General features: G+C 44.6%; 15 protein-coding genes. 12 read left to right on the top strand and 3 right to left on the bottom strand.

Annotated features, from left to right (window positions below):
* The first annotated feature begins 213 nt into the window (after window positions 1-213).
* The gene (locus Q8O20_RS10130) at window positions 214-456 is read left to right on the top strand and encodes a helix-hairpin-helix domain-containing protein (protein ID WP_304738867.1); all 243 of its coding nucleotides are present in this window, start codon (window positions 214-216) and stop codon (window positions 454-456) included.
* Here Q8O20_RS10130 and Q8O20_RS10135 read toward each other — a convergent pair.
* From Q8O20_RS10135 to bioD, 3 genes are read right to left on the bottom strand one after another with little or no spacing between them, the layout of a single operon-like run.
* A complete protein-coding gene (locus tag Q8O20_RS10135) occupies window positions 453-1,388 on the bottom strand; it encodes an aminodeoxychorismate synthase component I (RefSeq protein ID WP_305531062.1) in 936 nt (311 codons plus the stop codon). The genes Q8O20_RS10130 and Q8O20_RS10135 overlap by 4 nt on opposite strands.
* Window positions 1,388-2,257: an aspartate carbamoyltransferase catalytic subunit gene (locus Q8O20_RS10140; protein WP_305531063.1), complete on the bottom strand. Its 870-nt coding sequence runs from the start codon at window positions 2,255-2,257 to the stop codon at window positions 1,388-1,390. The genes Q8O20_RS10135 and Q8O20_RS10140 overlap by 1 nt, the downstream gene beginning before the upstream one ends.
* Window positions 2,258-2,272: 15 nt before the next feature.
* Entirely contained in the window at window positions 2,273-2,926 is a 654-nt protein-coding gene (bioD, locus tag Q8O20_RS10145) for a dethiobiotin synthase (RefSeq protein WP_305531064.1), read from the bottom strand.
* A 46-nt stretch (window positions 2,927-2,972) separates the two neighbouring features.
* Here bioD and Q8O20_RS10150 point away from each other — a divergent pair, with 46 nt between their 5' ends.
* The 11 genes from Q8O20_RS10150 (at window position 2,973) to Q8O20_RS10200 (ending at window position 14,256) form a co-directional block, all read left to right on the top strand.
* Entirely contained in the window at window positions 2,973-4,214 is a 1,242-nt protein-coding gene (locus Q8O20_RS10150; protein WP_305531065.1) for an aminotransferase class I/II-fold pyridoxal phosphate-dependent enzyme, read from the top strand.
* A gap of 22 nt (window positions 4,215-4,236) precedes the next feature.
* Window positions 4,237-4,536 (top strand): ATP-dependent Clp protease adaptor ClpS, encoded by a 300-nt coding sequence (locus tag Q8O20_RS10155; RefSeq protein ID WP_305531066.1) that lies wholly within the window; start codon window positions 4,237-4,239, stop codon window positions 4,534-4,536.
* 2 nt (window positions 4,537-4,538) lie between these two features.
* The gene (gene clpA / locus Q8O20_RS10160; protein ID WP_305531067.1) at window positions 4,539-6,713 is read left to right on the top strand and encodes an ATP-dependent Clp protease ATP-binding subunit ClpA; all 2,175 of its coding nucleotides are present in this window, start codon (window positions 4,539-4,541) and stop codon (window positions 6,711-6,713) included.
* Window positions 6,710-7,393 carry a leucyl/phenylalanyl-tRNA--protein transferase gene (gene aat, locus Q8O20_RS10165; protein WP_305531068.1) on the top strand — a complete coding sequence of 228 codons (684 nt, stop codon included), beginning with the start codon at window positions 6,710-6,712 and terminating at the stop codon, window positions 7,391-7,393. Before clpA ends, aat begins: the two co-directional genes overlap by 4 nt.
* A gap of 49 nt (window positions 7,394-7,442) precedes the next feature.
* Window positions 7,443-7,889 carry a DUF3015 family protein gene (locus tag Q8O20_RS10170; protein ID WP_304740630.1) on the top strand — a complete coding sequence of 149 codons (447 nt, stop codon included), beginning with the start codon at window positions 7,443-7,445 and terminating at the stop codon, window positions 7,887-7,889.
* Between the two features lie 47 nt (window positions 7,890-7,936).
* Complete coding sequence (locus tag Q8O20_RS10175; protein WP_305531069.1) at window positions 7,937-9,733, top strand: DUF4105 domain-containing protein; 1,797 nt, start codon at window positions 7,937-7,939, stop codon at window positions 9,731-9,733.
* A gap of 44 nt (window positions 9,734-9,777) precedes the next feature.
* The gene (locus Q8O20_RS10180) at window positions 9,778-10,758 is read left to right on the top strand and encodes a transaldolase (RefSeq protein WP_305531070.1); all 981 of its coding nucleotides are present in this window, start codon (window positions 9,778-9,780) and stop codon (window positions 10,756-10,758) included.
* The gene (locus tag Q8O20_RS10185) at window positions 10,758-11,954 is read left to right on the top strand and encodes a type IV pilus twitching motility protein PilT (RefSeq protein WP_304740623.1); all 1,197 of its coding nucleotides are present in this window, start codon (window positions 10,758-10,760) and stop codon (window positions 11,952-11,954) included. The genes Q8O20_RS10180 and Q8O20_RS10185 overlap by 1 nt, the downstream gene beginning before the upstream one ends.
* 69 nt (window positions 11,955-12,023) lie before the next feature.
* Window positions 12,024-12,560, top strand: a complete 537-nt coding sequence (locus tag Q8O20_RS10190; protein ID WP_305531071.1) for a 50S ribosomal protein L25/general stress protein Ctc — start codon at window positions 12,024-12,026, stop codon at window positions 12,558-12,560.
* 2 nt (window positions 12,561-12,562) lie between these two features.
* Window positions 12,563-13,111: an aminoacyl-tRNA hydrolase gene (gene pth / locus Q8O20_RS10195; RefSeq protein ID WP_305531072.1), complete on the top strand. Its 549-nt coding sequence runs from the start codon at window positions 12,563-12,565 to the stop codon at window positions 13,109-13,111.
* A gap of 56 nt (window positions 13,112-13,167) precedes the next feature.
* The gene (locus Q8O20_RS10200) at window positions 13,168-14,256 is read left to right on the top strand and encodes an LptF/LptG family permease (RefSeq protein ID WP_305531073.1); all 1,089 of its coding nucleotides are present in this window, start codon (window positions 13,168-13,170) and stop codon (window positions 14,254-14,256) included.
* Window positions 14,257-14,265: the final 9 nt, after the last annotated feature.

Genomic DNA, 14,265 nt, shown 5'->3' on the forward strand with positions numbered 1-14,265 from the left:
GGTCCCATTCCGAACCCGGAAGCTAAGACCCTCATCGCTCATAATACTGCATCTTTCAGGTGTGGAAACGTAGGTCGCCGCCTGGCCTCAGATTTATTCTTCTTCTTCAATACAACCCTCATTTTTAATCAATCACACAAACTATAACAATTACTAATTTGACAAATAAAAAATCACGCGCTACAATCTAATACTTTAATTTTAAGGTTAGATATGGTTAAAATAATCACACTACTTGTTCTACTCTTTTCACTGCTATTAGGTTCCATCAACATTAATAAAGCCAATTCGGCACAGCTGCAAACCTTGTATGGAATTGGCCCCTCTAAGGCACAAGAGATACTTAAATACCGAAAATCCCATAACGGATTTAAAACGGTGGATGAACTCGTCAATGTCAAAGGTATCGGTCCTAAAACGCTTCAGAAACTAAAACCTCAAGTGAGTGTTCGTTAAGGGATATATATCTTATCTAGCATCTCTTTGTATTCGCTCTCGCAAATACTATCGGCGGTGATACCGCCACCGCTTTTATAGGTGAGTTTTCCGTCATTATTTTCAATGAAACGGATAGCTACGGCACTGTAAAGATTCTCTCCGTCAAAATAACCGAAAACACCTGTAAAATAGCCTCTCTCGTATCCTTCAACCTCTTCGATAATCTCAACTGTTTTGCGCTTTGGTGTACCGCTGATACTTCCTGCCGGTAATAAGGCTAATATCAATTCTCCCACATTATCTTTCCAATTGTTATGTAATAAACCGGATATATGAGAACTTACTTGATGAAGTTTCTTGTCTCCGGTATCAATTGTCGTTATGTAGCGGAATGTCTCTACTTTGATATTTTTAGCAACGATTCCTAAATCGTTACGTAAAAGATCGACGATCATCGTGTGTTCTGCGAACTCTTTTGGATCATTGAGTATCGTTTCGATCGCATTAGGAATCGATGCATCAATAGTACCCTTCATCGGATAGGTATGTATGGTGTTTTCCTCAATTGTAATAAACGGCTCGGGAGAGAAGCAGACAAATTGATCTTTAACACGGAGCTTATAGGGGGCATGCGCCATAGTATAGATCTCATTTAGCGTGTATGTCGACTCTATAGGAGTCGGTTGCGTCAAATTGAGCAGGTAGCTATTACCGCGGCGGATATGTTCTTGTACGGCATCGAATTTTTGGCGATAATTTTCTAAGGATAGTGGAAAAAAGGAGGGCTTGTGTGGGGAATTAGTACAATTAGAATCGCTATTAAATGCAAATTCAATATCTTCGTCTTTGAGTTCATCCAAGGTGTAACAATGGATATGCTCTCCGGTAAAGTCGGTATAAAAAAAGCAAGGTACCCTCGAAGAGACGAGAGAACTGAACCGTTCAATCATTAGGCAATAAGTGCTTTAAGGACAGCCATTCGGATCGCTACGCCGTTGCGTACTTGTTCCAGTACCTTACATCTCGGGTCACCCAGCATCATATCGTCGATATCGATATTACGGTGCACCGGTCCCGGATGGAGAAGGATCAGGTCACGATTCCCGACAAGCTCATGGGTGATACAGAAATCCGATCCGTAGTCTTTGAGTGAACCGTAGGTTTGATGTGAATGGCGCTCCGTTTGGGTACGCAGAGACATAATGGCATCGACATCATCGATGATATCTTGAAGATTATGGGTCATTTTAAGATGGGAGTCAGGGAGAAAATGGGGAGGGGCTACAAGGGTGATATCCATCCCGAAGCGGGTTAGTAACTCGATATTGCTGTTGGCGACACGGGAGTTTTTGATATCACCGACAATAGCGATTTTTTTCCCCTTTACATCCCCGAAATGGCGGCGAAGGGTAAAAAGATCAAGGAGCGCCTGCGTCGGATGGGCGTGGGCACCGTCTCCTGCATTGATGATCGAAGCATGGGTGTGTTCGGCGAGGATATTGGGAACTCCGGCGTGGGGATGACGGACGATCATCGCATGCGGTCCCATCGCATCCAGATTAGCCGCCGTATCGACAAGGCTTTCCCCTTTTTGGGTAGAGCTTTTTTGGACATCCAGATGAACGACTTCCGCACCGAGCCGTTTAGCGGCTATTTCAAACGAACTTTTGGTACGGGTGGAGTTTTCAAAAAAGAGGGTAATAATAATTTTTTCTTTGAGAATAGGATCAAACTGACCTCCCAAATAGTGTTCTGCATCGTGTAAAACCTGTAAAACTTCTTCAGTCGTAAAATTGTCAGTCCGAATAAGATGTTTCATGCTTTTCCCCCGTATTTATAGTGTAATTGTATCTAAAAGTGCTTGCGCTATGGCATCGATATCTTTATCAATCCGGTAGAATGGATCAAACCGATGTTGAAAATAGGGTAGAGAAGTGACTTCAAATGAGCTATCATCGGATTGACAGTTTAGTCCCCAGACAAAAGGGAGATCAGCATCTTGGAGAGCTTTGATGCTGAGGAGGGTGTCATTAATACATCCGAGACGGCAGTGGGAAACCAAAAGGGTCGTTGCATTGAAAAATCGGGGGAGATCAATCATCATACTCTCTTCATCGATCGGAACCATTAATCCGCCGGCCCCTTCAATAATAACGATATCGCATAAGGCTTCGATTTTTTCCAAAGCTTTTTCAAAGAGGCTAAAATCGATCGCTTTGCCTCCGTTGGCAACAAAGGGGGCGGCGGGAAGAGGGTATTGCAAGGTGACAATATCGTTTATTGATAGTGAGGCAAGTGAAGGATTATAGATCAGTGCAGATTGATAGAGGAGATTTCCATCAGAGGGAATGGAGGTCACTCCGGTTTCGATCGGTTTGTAAACACCGACACGCAACCCTAGATGGCTGAGGGCTTTAATCAGTAATTGGGAGGTATAAGTTTTGCCGATATTGGTATTGGTCGCGGTGATGAAAATGCGTTTAGTCAATGGAACTTCTTTTTCGTTATAATTGCCCTATTTTAATATAGGTTTGATGATGAATCGCTTTGAAGAGTTTACAACCCGCATTGTTCAGCAAGTGGGAAAAAAAGAGGGGCCGGTTAGTCCCGTTATGGTTAATTCCGCATCATTTGGATACGGCAACAGTGAGAGCGGCGAGGGGATCTTTGAGGGATCGGTGAAAAAACCTTTGTACGCTCGTGTCGGAAATCCGACATCGGCACAGTTGGAGCAGATATTGGCCTCTATGGACGGGGGGATCGGCGCAGTAGCCGCATCCTCCGGAATGGGTGCCACGGCTATGGCAACACTCAGCCTTTTACGCACAGGTGATGAGATTATCAGCATCGGGGGACTTTTCGGAGGAACCTATTCCTATTTTTCCGAGACATTAGAGCGTTTTGGGATTACCACCCATTTTTTCGATGTGGATGAGCTTGGTGGTATCGAGGAAGCGATCAATACGGCGACAAAAATACTCTTTTTAGAGAGTGTCGGCAATCCCAATATGCGTCTACCCGATATTGCTAAAATCGCGGAGATTGCGAATCGGCATGGGGTAGTGTTGATGGTGGATAATACGATTACCCCGCTGAGTGTAGCTCCCTTAGCATTGGGTGCCGATATCGTGGTCTATTCTACTACGAAAATTATTACCGGAAATGCTTCCTCATTAGGCGGTGCCGTTATTTTCCGCGCTATTGCGGAGGGTGAGGATAAGTTTAAAGGGGAGCGTTATAAAGATTTACACCCGTTTATCAAAAAAATGGGGTCCATGGCACTGATAGCCAATGCTAAAAAACGGGCATTGCGTGATTTCGGAATGTCGGCAAACGGGTTTGGCAGTTACCTTACCATGTTGGGATTAGAAACATTGCCGTTGCGTATGGATCGAATCGTAACAACGGTAGAAATTGTTGCCAAAACACTGTATGATAAAGGGTTTAATATTAACCACCCGTGTTTAGCGCATCATCCTCATCATGAACGGTATGTGAACCAATTTGCAAACGGATGTGGAACGGTTCTTACGATCGATTTGGGGAGCAAAGAGAAAGCTTTTGAATTCCTCAATCATTCAAAACTTATTACGATCACAGCCAACATCGGAGATAGTCGTACTTTAGGGCTCCATATGGCTTCAACAATTTATCGCGATTTTGATACACAAACACAGGAATTTTTAGGGATAACAGCGGGGCTTGTCCGTATTTCGATCGGCTTGGAAAGTGCTGAAGCGATTATCGATGATTTTTGCAACGCGGCAAAAATTTAAAAAGATTCGGTATAGTTCAATTATGGCTACGAAACATGAACACTCGACACAATTAACTATTTTAGTAGAGCATCCGAAGCAGTATAATGTTTTTTTGCTCAATGACGATTACACTTCCATGGATTTTGTGGTTGATATTTTAATGAAACTATTTCGTCGCAATTTTCAGGAAGCTCACGCGATTATGATTGAAGTGCACCAGCGCGGTCGCGGTTTATGCGGTGTCTACCCCTATGAGGTGGCGGAAACGAAAGTACATCAAGTGGGGACATTGGCTCGTGAAAACGGATTTCCCCTTAAAGCGGTAATGGAGGAAGCATAATCATGGTAAGTACAGAACTCAATGCGATTTTTCAAAAAGCGATTGCGTTTGCGAGGCATCAGCGTCATGAATATCTTACTATAGAACATGTTATGTTTTCTCTACTTAATTCGTCTGATGGAGAAGCGATTATACGCTCGTGCGGTGCAGATGTAGAGATTATTCGAGAATCGTTGGGTGCCTATCTGATGCAGACGATGGAACCGTTGCCCGATGAGCAGGAACCCTTTGAGACGGTCGCGTTGGCACGAATGATTGATGGGATGATGCACCATGTGCGAAGTGCTCAAAAAGAGGCCGCTGATGTAGGTGATTTAATCGCTGCGGTATATGAAGAACATCACACCTATGCGTGTATGCTCCTCGAAGAGTACGGTATCAGCCGTGTTGATGTTCTCGAAGCGATATCCCATCGTGATATGGAGACGTCGCAAGATGATTCCAAAAATGAGGGGGCACTTCAAAAATACGCTATCAATCTCATTACGCAGGCACGCAAAGGGAAAATTGATCCCGTCATCGGCCGTGTCAACGAGATTGAGAGAGCGATTCAAACGTTGTGCCGTCGCAAGAAAAACAATCCTCTCCTCATCGGTGAACCGGGAGTCGGTAAAACAGCGATTGCGGAGGGGTTGGCATTGCGTATTGTGAGCGGTGATGTTCCCGCATTGCTCGAAGATGCGGAACTTTTTGCTTTGGATTTGGGCGCCATGTTAGCGGGAACCAAATATCGGGGCGATTTTGAGAAGCGGCTCAAAGCGGTGATGGATGAAGCCACAGAGCATCCCAATGCAATCTTATTTATCGATGAAATACATACCATTGTCGGAGCAGGTGCAGTGGGTGGAGGGAGTATGGATGCTTCCAATCAGCTCAAACCGGCACTGGCCTCGGGTGCACTTAAATGTATGGGGGCAACTACCCACGTCGAATATCGAAGCGTCTTTGAAAAAGATCGTGCACTCAGCCGCCGTTTTGCCCGTATCGAGGTGGGTGAACCGAGTGATGAGGAGAGCTTTTTGATTCTCAAAGGGCTCCGTGCACGGTATGAAAAACATCACGGTGTCAAATATACCGATAAAGCATTGCGTTCTGCCGTCGAACTCTCTAAAAAATACATTACTGATCGCTTTTTGCCCGATGTTGCCATCGATCTGATCGATGAAGCGGGGGCGTCGTTTCATCTTAAAACCCATAAGCGTTCCACCATTACCCCTCATGATATCGAAGCGATTATTGCTAAAATGACGGGAATACCTGCTTCAAAAATGGGAACGGATGAACGTGAAAAACTCGCTTCTTTGGAATCCGATCTTAAAGCACTGGTCATCGGTCAAGATAGCGCGGTTTCAGAGGTCGTTAAGTCCATTAAACGCTCCTACGCAGGGCTCAGTGCCCCGCAAAAACCGATAGCCTCTTTTTTATTTTCCGGTCCTACCGGGGTAGGAAAAACGGAATTGGCTAAATCGTTGGCGGAAACGATGGGGATCTATTTTGAACGATTTGATATGTCCGAATATATGGAAAAACACGCCCTCAGTCGTCTCATCGGTGCCCCTCCGGGATATGTGGGATTTGAGCAGGGGGGATTACTGGTCGAGACGGTACGAAAGCATCCGTATATGGTTCTATTACTGGATGAGATCGAAAAAGCTCATCCTGATTTGATCAATGTACTGCTACAGGTGATGGACAGCGCAACCTTGACCGACAATACGGGGTTTAAAGCAAACTTTGCAAATGTCGTTCTTGTCATGACCTCCAATATCGGAGCCAGTGAGCGGAGTGTAATGGGCTTCAATGCCGACAGCTCACTCTCCCATCATGAAGCCCTTAAATCGTTTTTTACCCCAGAGTTTCGCAACCGTCTTGATGGGGTAATCGAATTTGCCGCATTGCCCCTTAGTGTAGTAGAGGGAATCGTCGATAAATTCATTCGACAACTCAATACACAGCTCAAGCCTAAGAAAGTGACGGTAACCCTGAGTGATAAAGCAAAAGGGTACATCGCGAAAATCGGATATGACAAAGCGATGGGAGCCCGACCCCTCTCACGTGTCATCTCCGATAAAATTAAAGACCCGCTGGTGGATGAGATGCTTTTCGGCCGTTTAGCCGGAGGGGGAAACGTGTCGGTTGATTATACCGATAGACTCATTTTTGATTATGCTGAATGATCCCCAAGCTCACCCATCATCTCTCGTTTCCTAATCCTTTTCTTCATGCATCAGAGGAGGGAATTATCGCCTACGGCGGCGATCTCTCACCCTCACGCCTTATGTTGGCATATCGCTCTGGGATATTTCCGTGGTACAGTGCTAAAGATCCGATTCTCTGGTGGTCACCTGACCCGAGGCTCATTTTGGAGTTGGATGATTTTAAGCTTAGCCGATCATTACGAAAAAAGATGACTCAGTTTGAGATCCGTTTCGACAGTACATTCTCGGAGGTAATACACGAATGCGCTATCGCACCGCGCCGTGAGCAGAAGGGGAGTTGGATTGTCCCCGAGATGATCGAGGCATACGAAACCCTTCATGCCCTCGGATATGCGCATAGTGTTGAGGCGTACCAAAACGGTAGTTTGGTCGGTGGACTTTACGGTGTGAGCGTCGGGGGGGTATTTTGCGGTGAATCAATGTTTGCCAAAGTATCCGATGCCTCCAAGGTAGCCTTGGCCGTTTTAGTGGATTATCTTAGTGAATGGGGATTCGATTTCATCGATTGTCAGGTTCCGACGCCTCATTTAAAAAGTCTTGGGGCAAAAGAGGTATCAAGAGAGTTCTTTTTACGACGACTTGATAAAGCTGTGAATAGTAGTGCGGGTGAAAATCATTGGAAAATGAGAAATTTTTAAGGTTAATTCCTTTATACTCTTTGTTAATTCTTATGAAAAAGGGGTATAAATGAAAAAAGTTCTTATCAGTATCGCAGCTATTGCGGCACTCTCTACAGCAGGTTTTGCAACCGTAAACAGCCAAACAGGGTGCGGTCTCGGATCACAAATTATCAAAGATGACAGTTCAGCGGTAATGTTGGCGCTTCAAGCAACAACAAACAGCACGTTGGGAAATCAAACGTTTGGTGTTACTTCGGGGACATCAGGATGTAAAAAAGCACAATTTGTTATGAACGAGCGTGCGGCAGAATTCGTTGCGTCGAATATGGATCAACTCTCTCGTGAGATCGCTATCGGTCAAGGTGAAAGTGTGTCCACTTTGGCAGAGCTTTTGAATGTTCAAGACAAAGCGGAATTTGCATCAGCACTTCAAGCAAACTACAACGCTATCTACACAAGCGAAAAAGCCGATATGGCTACGGTTCTCGATAACGTTTCTACTATCGCCGGATAATCACATTTTCAGAGCGCTTAGTGCGTTCTGAAATATTAAGGTTTTATTTGCCCTTTCTTTTTTTATTATGCGCACTGAGTTTAGCGGTTTATGCGACAACTACCGATGAACTGATTGCACACGCTCATACGAAACATCTTTCCGAAGCACGCTATTGGCATCTGCTGATGCACTCCCCTGATAGTGAAAGTGAAATTGATGATCCCGCATTCTTTCTCTCATCGGAGGGGAAAACAGATCTCTCCTCCGAACTGGATGAAACGATTCGTCGTTTGAATGAAGATACTAACCGAAGCAATGAATCCGTCTTTTGCCGTTTTCCGGCTCGAAGAGTATGGCTGGAACACGAGCTTAACACCTCATTCGGAGAGGGGGAATGCCGTGAGTATGAAGCCCTTGTTGCGAAGATGGATCCACAGAGTGTGACACTGGTATTTCCGAGTGCCCATATCAACTCTCCCGCATCGATGTTCGGGCATACTTTTTTACGGATCGATTCCAAAATGGAGTCTAAACTTATGTCGTATGCGATCAATTATGCAGCGCACACCGACGAGACCAATGGGTTATTATTTGCGTATAAGGGGCTATTCGGAGGCTATTATGGATTTTATTCGATGCTCCCCTATTATGAAAAACTCAAAGAGTATCGGGACTCCGAATCCCGAGATGTTTGGGAATACGATCTTAATTTAACGCCTGATGAGGTCATGGCGATGGTACGCCATATCTGGGAATTACAGCGGATTAATTCGTGGTACTATTTTTTCGATGAGAATTGCTCCTATCATATGTTGTGGCTCACCGAAATCGCCCGTCCTAGCGTTCACTTGAGGGATCATTTCTTCTATTATGTGATCCCTCCCGATACGGTACGCGCTTTCGAGGAAGAGGCTCTGGTAGAAGCAAAACATTTTCGCCCCTCAAAACGGACTCAGCTACTTGCGTATGAACGTCATCTCTCTCCTCAAGGGATCTCGGCAGTGAAAGCTTTAAGTACTGCAAAGACAAATGGTGCGGAACTCGATACGTTGACTCTCTCCAAACAAGAGCACCGTTTTGTACTTGAAGCGGCTGCGGAATTGGTTGAGTATCAATACATAGAGGGAAAAATGACTAAAGAGGTGTATGCCGCGCGCTACCATGAACTCCTCTCACGGCGTGCCGCTCTGGGGAAGGGGGAATTAGCTCCTGTAGCTCTTAAAGCTAATCCTGATATTGCCCATCACTCTGCCCGTATAGCGGTCTCACAGGGGTGGTTTGAAGATCGTTCACCGCTACTGATTGGGTGGCGTCCGGCGTTTCATGACTTGAGTGAAGATGATACGGGACATCTATCCGGTGCTCAGATTGAATTTCTTGATACGTTGATCGGTGTGGATCATGATAAAGTGACGTTAGAGAAATTGACGGTTCTTTCTCTCGCCTCTATTGCACCGGTAAGTCATTTTTTCACCCCTTTTTCATGGCGTATGAAAAGCGGTTGGGACCGTGAATACGGAGGGGATAGAGTTAGCTTTGTTACCCGTGTGGGAGCAGGGGCATCCCTCGGAGATGAAGGGATGTACGGGTATGTTCTGAGTGAGCCTGAGGTGAGATTCGGATTTAATGCCGATGTCGGATTAGGGTTCACTGCAGGGGCAGCGATCAACTGGGGAAGTCGGATGAAGAGCCATATTGAAGCAGGTCATATTTTCTATTTGGATGGTGATCATCGAAGCCGTGTTATGGTTTCTCAAGGGTGGCAATGGAGTCCGCTGGGAGGAGTACAGTGCAGTTATGAAGGAATCGATCAAGATTACAGAGAAGATCGCTTCAAACTTGGGGTGAACCTCTATTTTTAATTATTTTTTGGCATAATAGTCCTAATTTATGTCTCGGAGTTTTTATGTATTTAGCGCAAGTGCGTTTTGCCCTTTGGGCCGATTTTATTGAACGAACATTTTTGGATGAAGGATTTAAAGAACTGATAAAAAAAGGGGTTATTAACGGTGCAACGTCCAACCCTGCTATTTTTAAAAATGCGATTTTAACGTCACCTGCCTACAAAGAACAACTCTCTACCCTCACACAATTCTCTCCTAAAGAAAAATACGAAGCATTGGCAATCTTTGATATACAAAAAGCGGCGGATATCTTACGCCCCTTATACGATGCCGGAGATGATGGCTATGTGAGTATCGAAGTCGATCCGTTTTTGTGTGATGATACCGAGGCTACCATCGCTGAGGGGATACGGCTTCATGGAAGTATCAATCGCCCCAATGTTATGATAAAAGTTCCCGCAACCGAAGCGGGATACAGTGCAATGGAAGTACTTGCATCAAAGGGAATTCCTGTCAATGCAACCTTGATTTTTTCGGTTGATCAAGCTCTTAAATGTGCTAGAGCTTTTGACAAGGCGTCGAAAAAATCATCGGTGGATACGGTTATCAGCGTATTTGTCAGCCGAATCGATAGAGCGATTGACGAGACACTTCGTTCCCAAGGAGTTAAGACGGGACGTATGGGGATCGTGAATGCTGCCGATATTTACAATCGTGTCGAAGCACTGAATGTTCCGCAATGTCGTGTCTTGTTTGCAAGTACAGGGGTAAAAGGTGATGAGTACCGAGCCTCCTATTATATCGATGAACTTTTAGCTCCCAACAGTGTCAATACTGCACCGATCGCTACCATTGATGCTTATGTAAGCGGAGGAGATAGAACATTGAAACTCCCAATGAGTACCGATACCATTGAAGAGCATCAAAAAAGTGTAGCGGCCGCAGGGGTGGAGATGGACACCATTATCGCACAGCAGATTGAAGAAGGATTGGAATCATTCAAAGCCGCTTTCACTGAAATCCTCAACGCATTGGAGTCATAATGAGTCAGCAAAGTTTTAGTCATGCGGAGTTGGGCGAACTCAACTTTGAGGTATTGAAAAAAATTCGGGGGTATTTGCGTCGTATGGTGGATGCGGGGGGAAGTGACCTCCATGTCAAAGCCAACAGTGTCGTACGTGCTCGTATCAACGGAGAAATTATCCCTCTCTCCGGTGAGATTCTTTCCAAAGATGATGCTTTGATTTTTGCCAAAGAGCTCTTACGCACCCGTTTTCCCGAGTTGGTAGAGAAAAAAGAGCTGGATTTGGTCTATCCGTTTGATGAAAACACCCGTTTTCGTATTAATATCTTTTTTCAAATGGAAGGGGTATCGGCAGTTTTTCGTCTCATTCCTGTGAAGATTTTGAGTATTGAAGAACTCAATCTTCCGGAAGTTGTCCATACCTTTGCAGAGATGGAGAGAGGTCTTGTCCTCGTTACGGGAGTTACGGGAAGCGGTAAATCAACTACCCTTGCCGCCTTGATCGATGAGATTAACTGGAAGCGTCGTAAGCATATTATTACCATTGAAGATCCGATTGAGTTTGTCCATAAAGATCGTAAATGTATTATCAATCAGCGCAGTGTCGGTCAGGATACGCTTAGCTTTGGAAATGCACTCCGAGCAGCACTGCGTGAAGATCCCGATATTATTCTTGTCGGAGAGATGCGCGATATGGAGACGATTGAAATAGCACTTCATGCGGCAGATACGGGGCATTTGGTTTTCTCAACGCTTCATACGTTAGATGCAAAAGAGACGGTCAACCGGATTATTTCGGTATTCCCGACCGGAGAGCAAAACCGTGTCCGTATGACCCTCTCTTCCGTCCTTAAAGGGGTTATTTCGCAACGTCTGATTCCGACAGTGGATGGAAAACGGACGGCGGCATTGGAGATATTGATCCGAACGCCCCGTATAGAGCAGCTTATTGCCGAAAATCGTGATGTCGAAATCCCTGATACGATTGCGGAGGGTAAAGAACTCTATAAATCACAGACATTTGATCAGGGGATTTTAGACCTTTTTCTCTCCGGACGGATAACCAGAGAAGAGGCATTAGCGTCTGCAACGTCGGCTTCGGACTTGAAACTTCGAATGGAGGGGCTTAGTACGACTGTGGAGAAAGGGAAACTCGGGGTTGATGATGGTCCGAAAGAGTTCCGCGAAGAGGAGTACATCGGCTTAAAAAGCTAACGTAAGATTTAGAATAAAATAAGCTATATTTAAGTATAATTCGCCTCATTTTATTTTAAGGACATGATTATGTTAGAAGGCATTGTAAGAGAGAGTATTGGCAAAGTTGCTACTAAAGCATATCGCCGTGATGGTTATCTCATTGCCAACATCTACGGAAAAGGGCTTGAAAACATTCACGCCGCGTTCAAAATGAACGATTTTATCCGTACGGTGCGCAACAAAGAGACCGTAGCATTTGCAGTAAACGTAGCGGGTAAAGAGATGAACCTTGTTGTTCAAGGGTATGAGTCTCATCCGGTATCAGGCAACTTGTTGCACGTTGATTTAATGGTTGCGCAACCGGGTGTTGTCACACACTATCATGTTCCTGTTAACGCAGTAGGAACTCCGATCGGTTTGAAAAACAAAGGTATGTTGTTTGTTGCTAAAAAACGTCTTCGTGTAAAAGCGGCGATCGAAAACTTGCCAGCGAACATCACTGTCGATGTTGCTCCACTAGATCTTGGTGATTCAGTATTGGTTCGTGATCTTCCACGTGTTGAAAACGTTACGTTTACTGACTCAGACCGTGTATCGGTTCTTAGTATCATCAAAGCGAAATAAGGATGCTTATCGTCGGACTGGGAAACCCCGGCTCGGCGTATGCGTCAACCCGTCATAATATCGGATTTATGGTGATCGATGAGCTTTGCCATCGCCACAGTGTCGTGAATGTTTCAAAGAGCTCCTTCGAAGGGGAGTTGTTTAAAATGGGGTCGCACTTTCTCCTCAAACCCACCACCTTTATGAATCTTTCCGGTCGATCTATCCTCTCCGTTAAAAATTTTTATAAAATCGATGATGTTATCGTGATTCATGATGATTTGGATCTGGCTTTCGGGGCATTACGCTTCAAAAGCGGAGGCGGTCATGGGGGACATAACGGACTAAAATCCGCAGATGCCGCAATCGGAGCTGATTATATCCGCGTGCGTATGGGAATCGGAAAGCCTGAACACAAATCACAAGTGGCTGATTATGTACTGCATCCCTTTAGTACAGAAGAACAATCCAAACTTCCAGAGTGGATCGGTGCAACTGCTGATGCCGTTGAAATGCTTCTTGTAAAGAGTTGTACTGACGTAGCTTCAAAATGCTCCTTGAAGGGGCTTTGAAAATTTTGCAGGTTTTATTGGATACAATAAACTTCAATTTTTATATTTAGGCTCCTATGCTCGCATTTACAACTTTATCGTTACTTTATTTACGTTATTTTTCGATTGTTCTGATCGCTTTGAGCAGTTTTATGGTCGGATTCGATTTGATGGATAATGCCTCAGAACTCCCGAATTCAGCCAATCTTGTCTTGATTTATATTATGTATAAATATTTTTATGCGATCGATATGATGCTTCCGATTTCGCTGATTTTTGCGATTATCGCCTCGTTGGTTGAATTGGTTCGCTCCAATGCATTGGCGGCATATTACGCGTTAGGGTACTCTAAAAGTCGTATAATGGCCCCTTTTTTAACTGTAGCGGGGCTCTTGATCGTCATCTACATTGCACTTCATGCGACTAATTTTGCCCGCTCAAACGAGTTTGCCAACAATCTGCGAGAAACCTCTCAATTTATCCGTCCTACCAGTAATCTTTTTTTTACCCATGAGGGGAGTTATATCTATTTCGGCAATCTCTACCCACTGAGCAAAAGAGCGGAAGATATCCGTATTTTTAGATTTGAAGAAGGGACGTTAAAAGAGGCGTTAAGTGCTAAAGAGGCGGTCTATGATAACGGGTACTGGAATATTAAAAAAGCCCACTTGATACGTCCCCCTGAGGGGTTTGACCTAAAAGCTTTGGGCATTACAACGGAAGCTAAAGAGAATCTCAAAGTACTTCGTGATTTTAAACCTAAAATTTTGGATCAGGTGTATGAGGGAAAAGCCAATTTTACGATCGGTGATGGATTAGATGCTCTCGAACTTTTGGAAAATCAGAATGTCGATGTGGCTAAGATCACCAGTGCCATGTACCGTATTTTTATTACTCCATGGTTTGCCCCTATTTTGATGGTCCTCTTTTTTACCTATGCCCCGGTGAGTGCACGATTTTTAAATCTCTCCTTTTTTAGCTTCGGAGCTATTTTGGTAACCCTGATTGTATGGGGCGTCCTTTTTATGTTGGGAGAGCTCTCTAATAACAAAACGCTTATCCCTGAAATGGGGATTATAGCTCCGATTATTCTCTTGTGTTGTGTCATGTTGTGGCGGCTTGGAAATCCCCTAAGGAGAGTTAGGGTAAAATCGCGACAAAACTAATCAATGAGG

Origin of the sequence: Sulfuricurvum sp. (genome assembly GCF_030691015.1) — a bacterium.
Taxonomy (GTDB): Bacteria; Campylobacterota; Campylobacteria; order Campylobacterales; family Sulfurimonadaceae; genus Sulfuricurvum.

Bases quoted from the DNA above. Each gene is read 5' to 3' on its own strand.
- Q8O20_RS10200 (WP_305531073.1), top strand. From the start codon at position 13,168: ATGCTCGCATTTACAACTTTATCGTTACTTTATTTACGTTATTTTTCG.
- Q8O20_RS10130 (WP_304738867.1), top strand. From the start codon at position 214: ATGGTTAAAATAATCACACTACTTGTTCTACTCTTTTCACTGCTATTA.
- Q8O20_RS10150 (WP_305531065.1), top strand. From the start codon at position 2,973: ATGATGAATCGCTTTGAAGAGTTTACAACCCGCATTGTTCAGCAAGTG.
- Q8O20_RS10185 (WP_304740623.1), top strand. From the start codon at position 10,758: ATGAGTCAGCAAAGTTTTAGTCATGCGGAGTTGGGCGAACTCAACTTT.
- Q8O20_RS10155 (WP_305531066.1), top strand. From the start codon at position 4,237: ATGGCTACGAAACATGAACACTCGACACAATTAACTATTTTAGTAGAG.
- pth (WP_305531072.1), top strand. From the start codon at position 12,563: ATGCTTATCGTCGGACTGGGAAACCCCGGCTCGGCGTATGCGTCAACC.
- Q8O20_RS10135 (WP_305531062.1), bottom strand. From the start codon at position 1,388: ATGATTGAACGGTTCAGTTCTCTCGTCTCTTCGAGGGTACCTTGCTTT.
- Q8O20_RS10180 (WP_305531070.1), top strand. From the start codon at position 9,778: ATGTATTTAGCGCAAGTGCGTTTTGCCCTTTGGGCCGATTTTATTGAA.
- clpA (WP_305531067.1), top strand. From the start codon at position 4,539: ATGGTAAGTACAGAACTCAATGCGATTTTTCAAAAAGCGATTGCGTTT.
- Q8O20_RS10140 (WP_305531063.1), bottom strand. From the start codon at position 2,257: ATGAAACATCTTATTCGGACTGACAATTTTACGACTGAAGAAGTTTTA.
- Q8O20_RS10190 (WP_305531071.1), top strand. From the start codon at position 12,024: ATGTTAGAAGGCATTGTAAGAGAGAGTATTGGCAAAGTTGCTACTAAA.
- aat (WP_305531068.1), top strand. From the start codon at position 6,710: ATGATCCCCAAGCTCACCCATCATCTCTCGTTTCCTAATCCTTTTCTT.
- Q8O20_RS10170 (WP_304740630.1), top strand. From the start codon at position 7,443: ATGAAAAAAGTTCTTATCAGTATCGCAGCTATTGCGGCACTCTCTACA.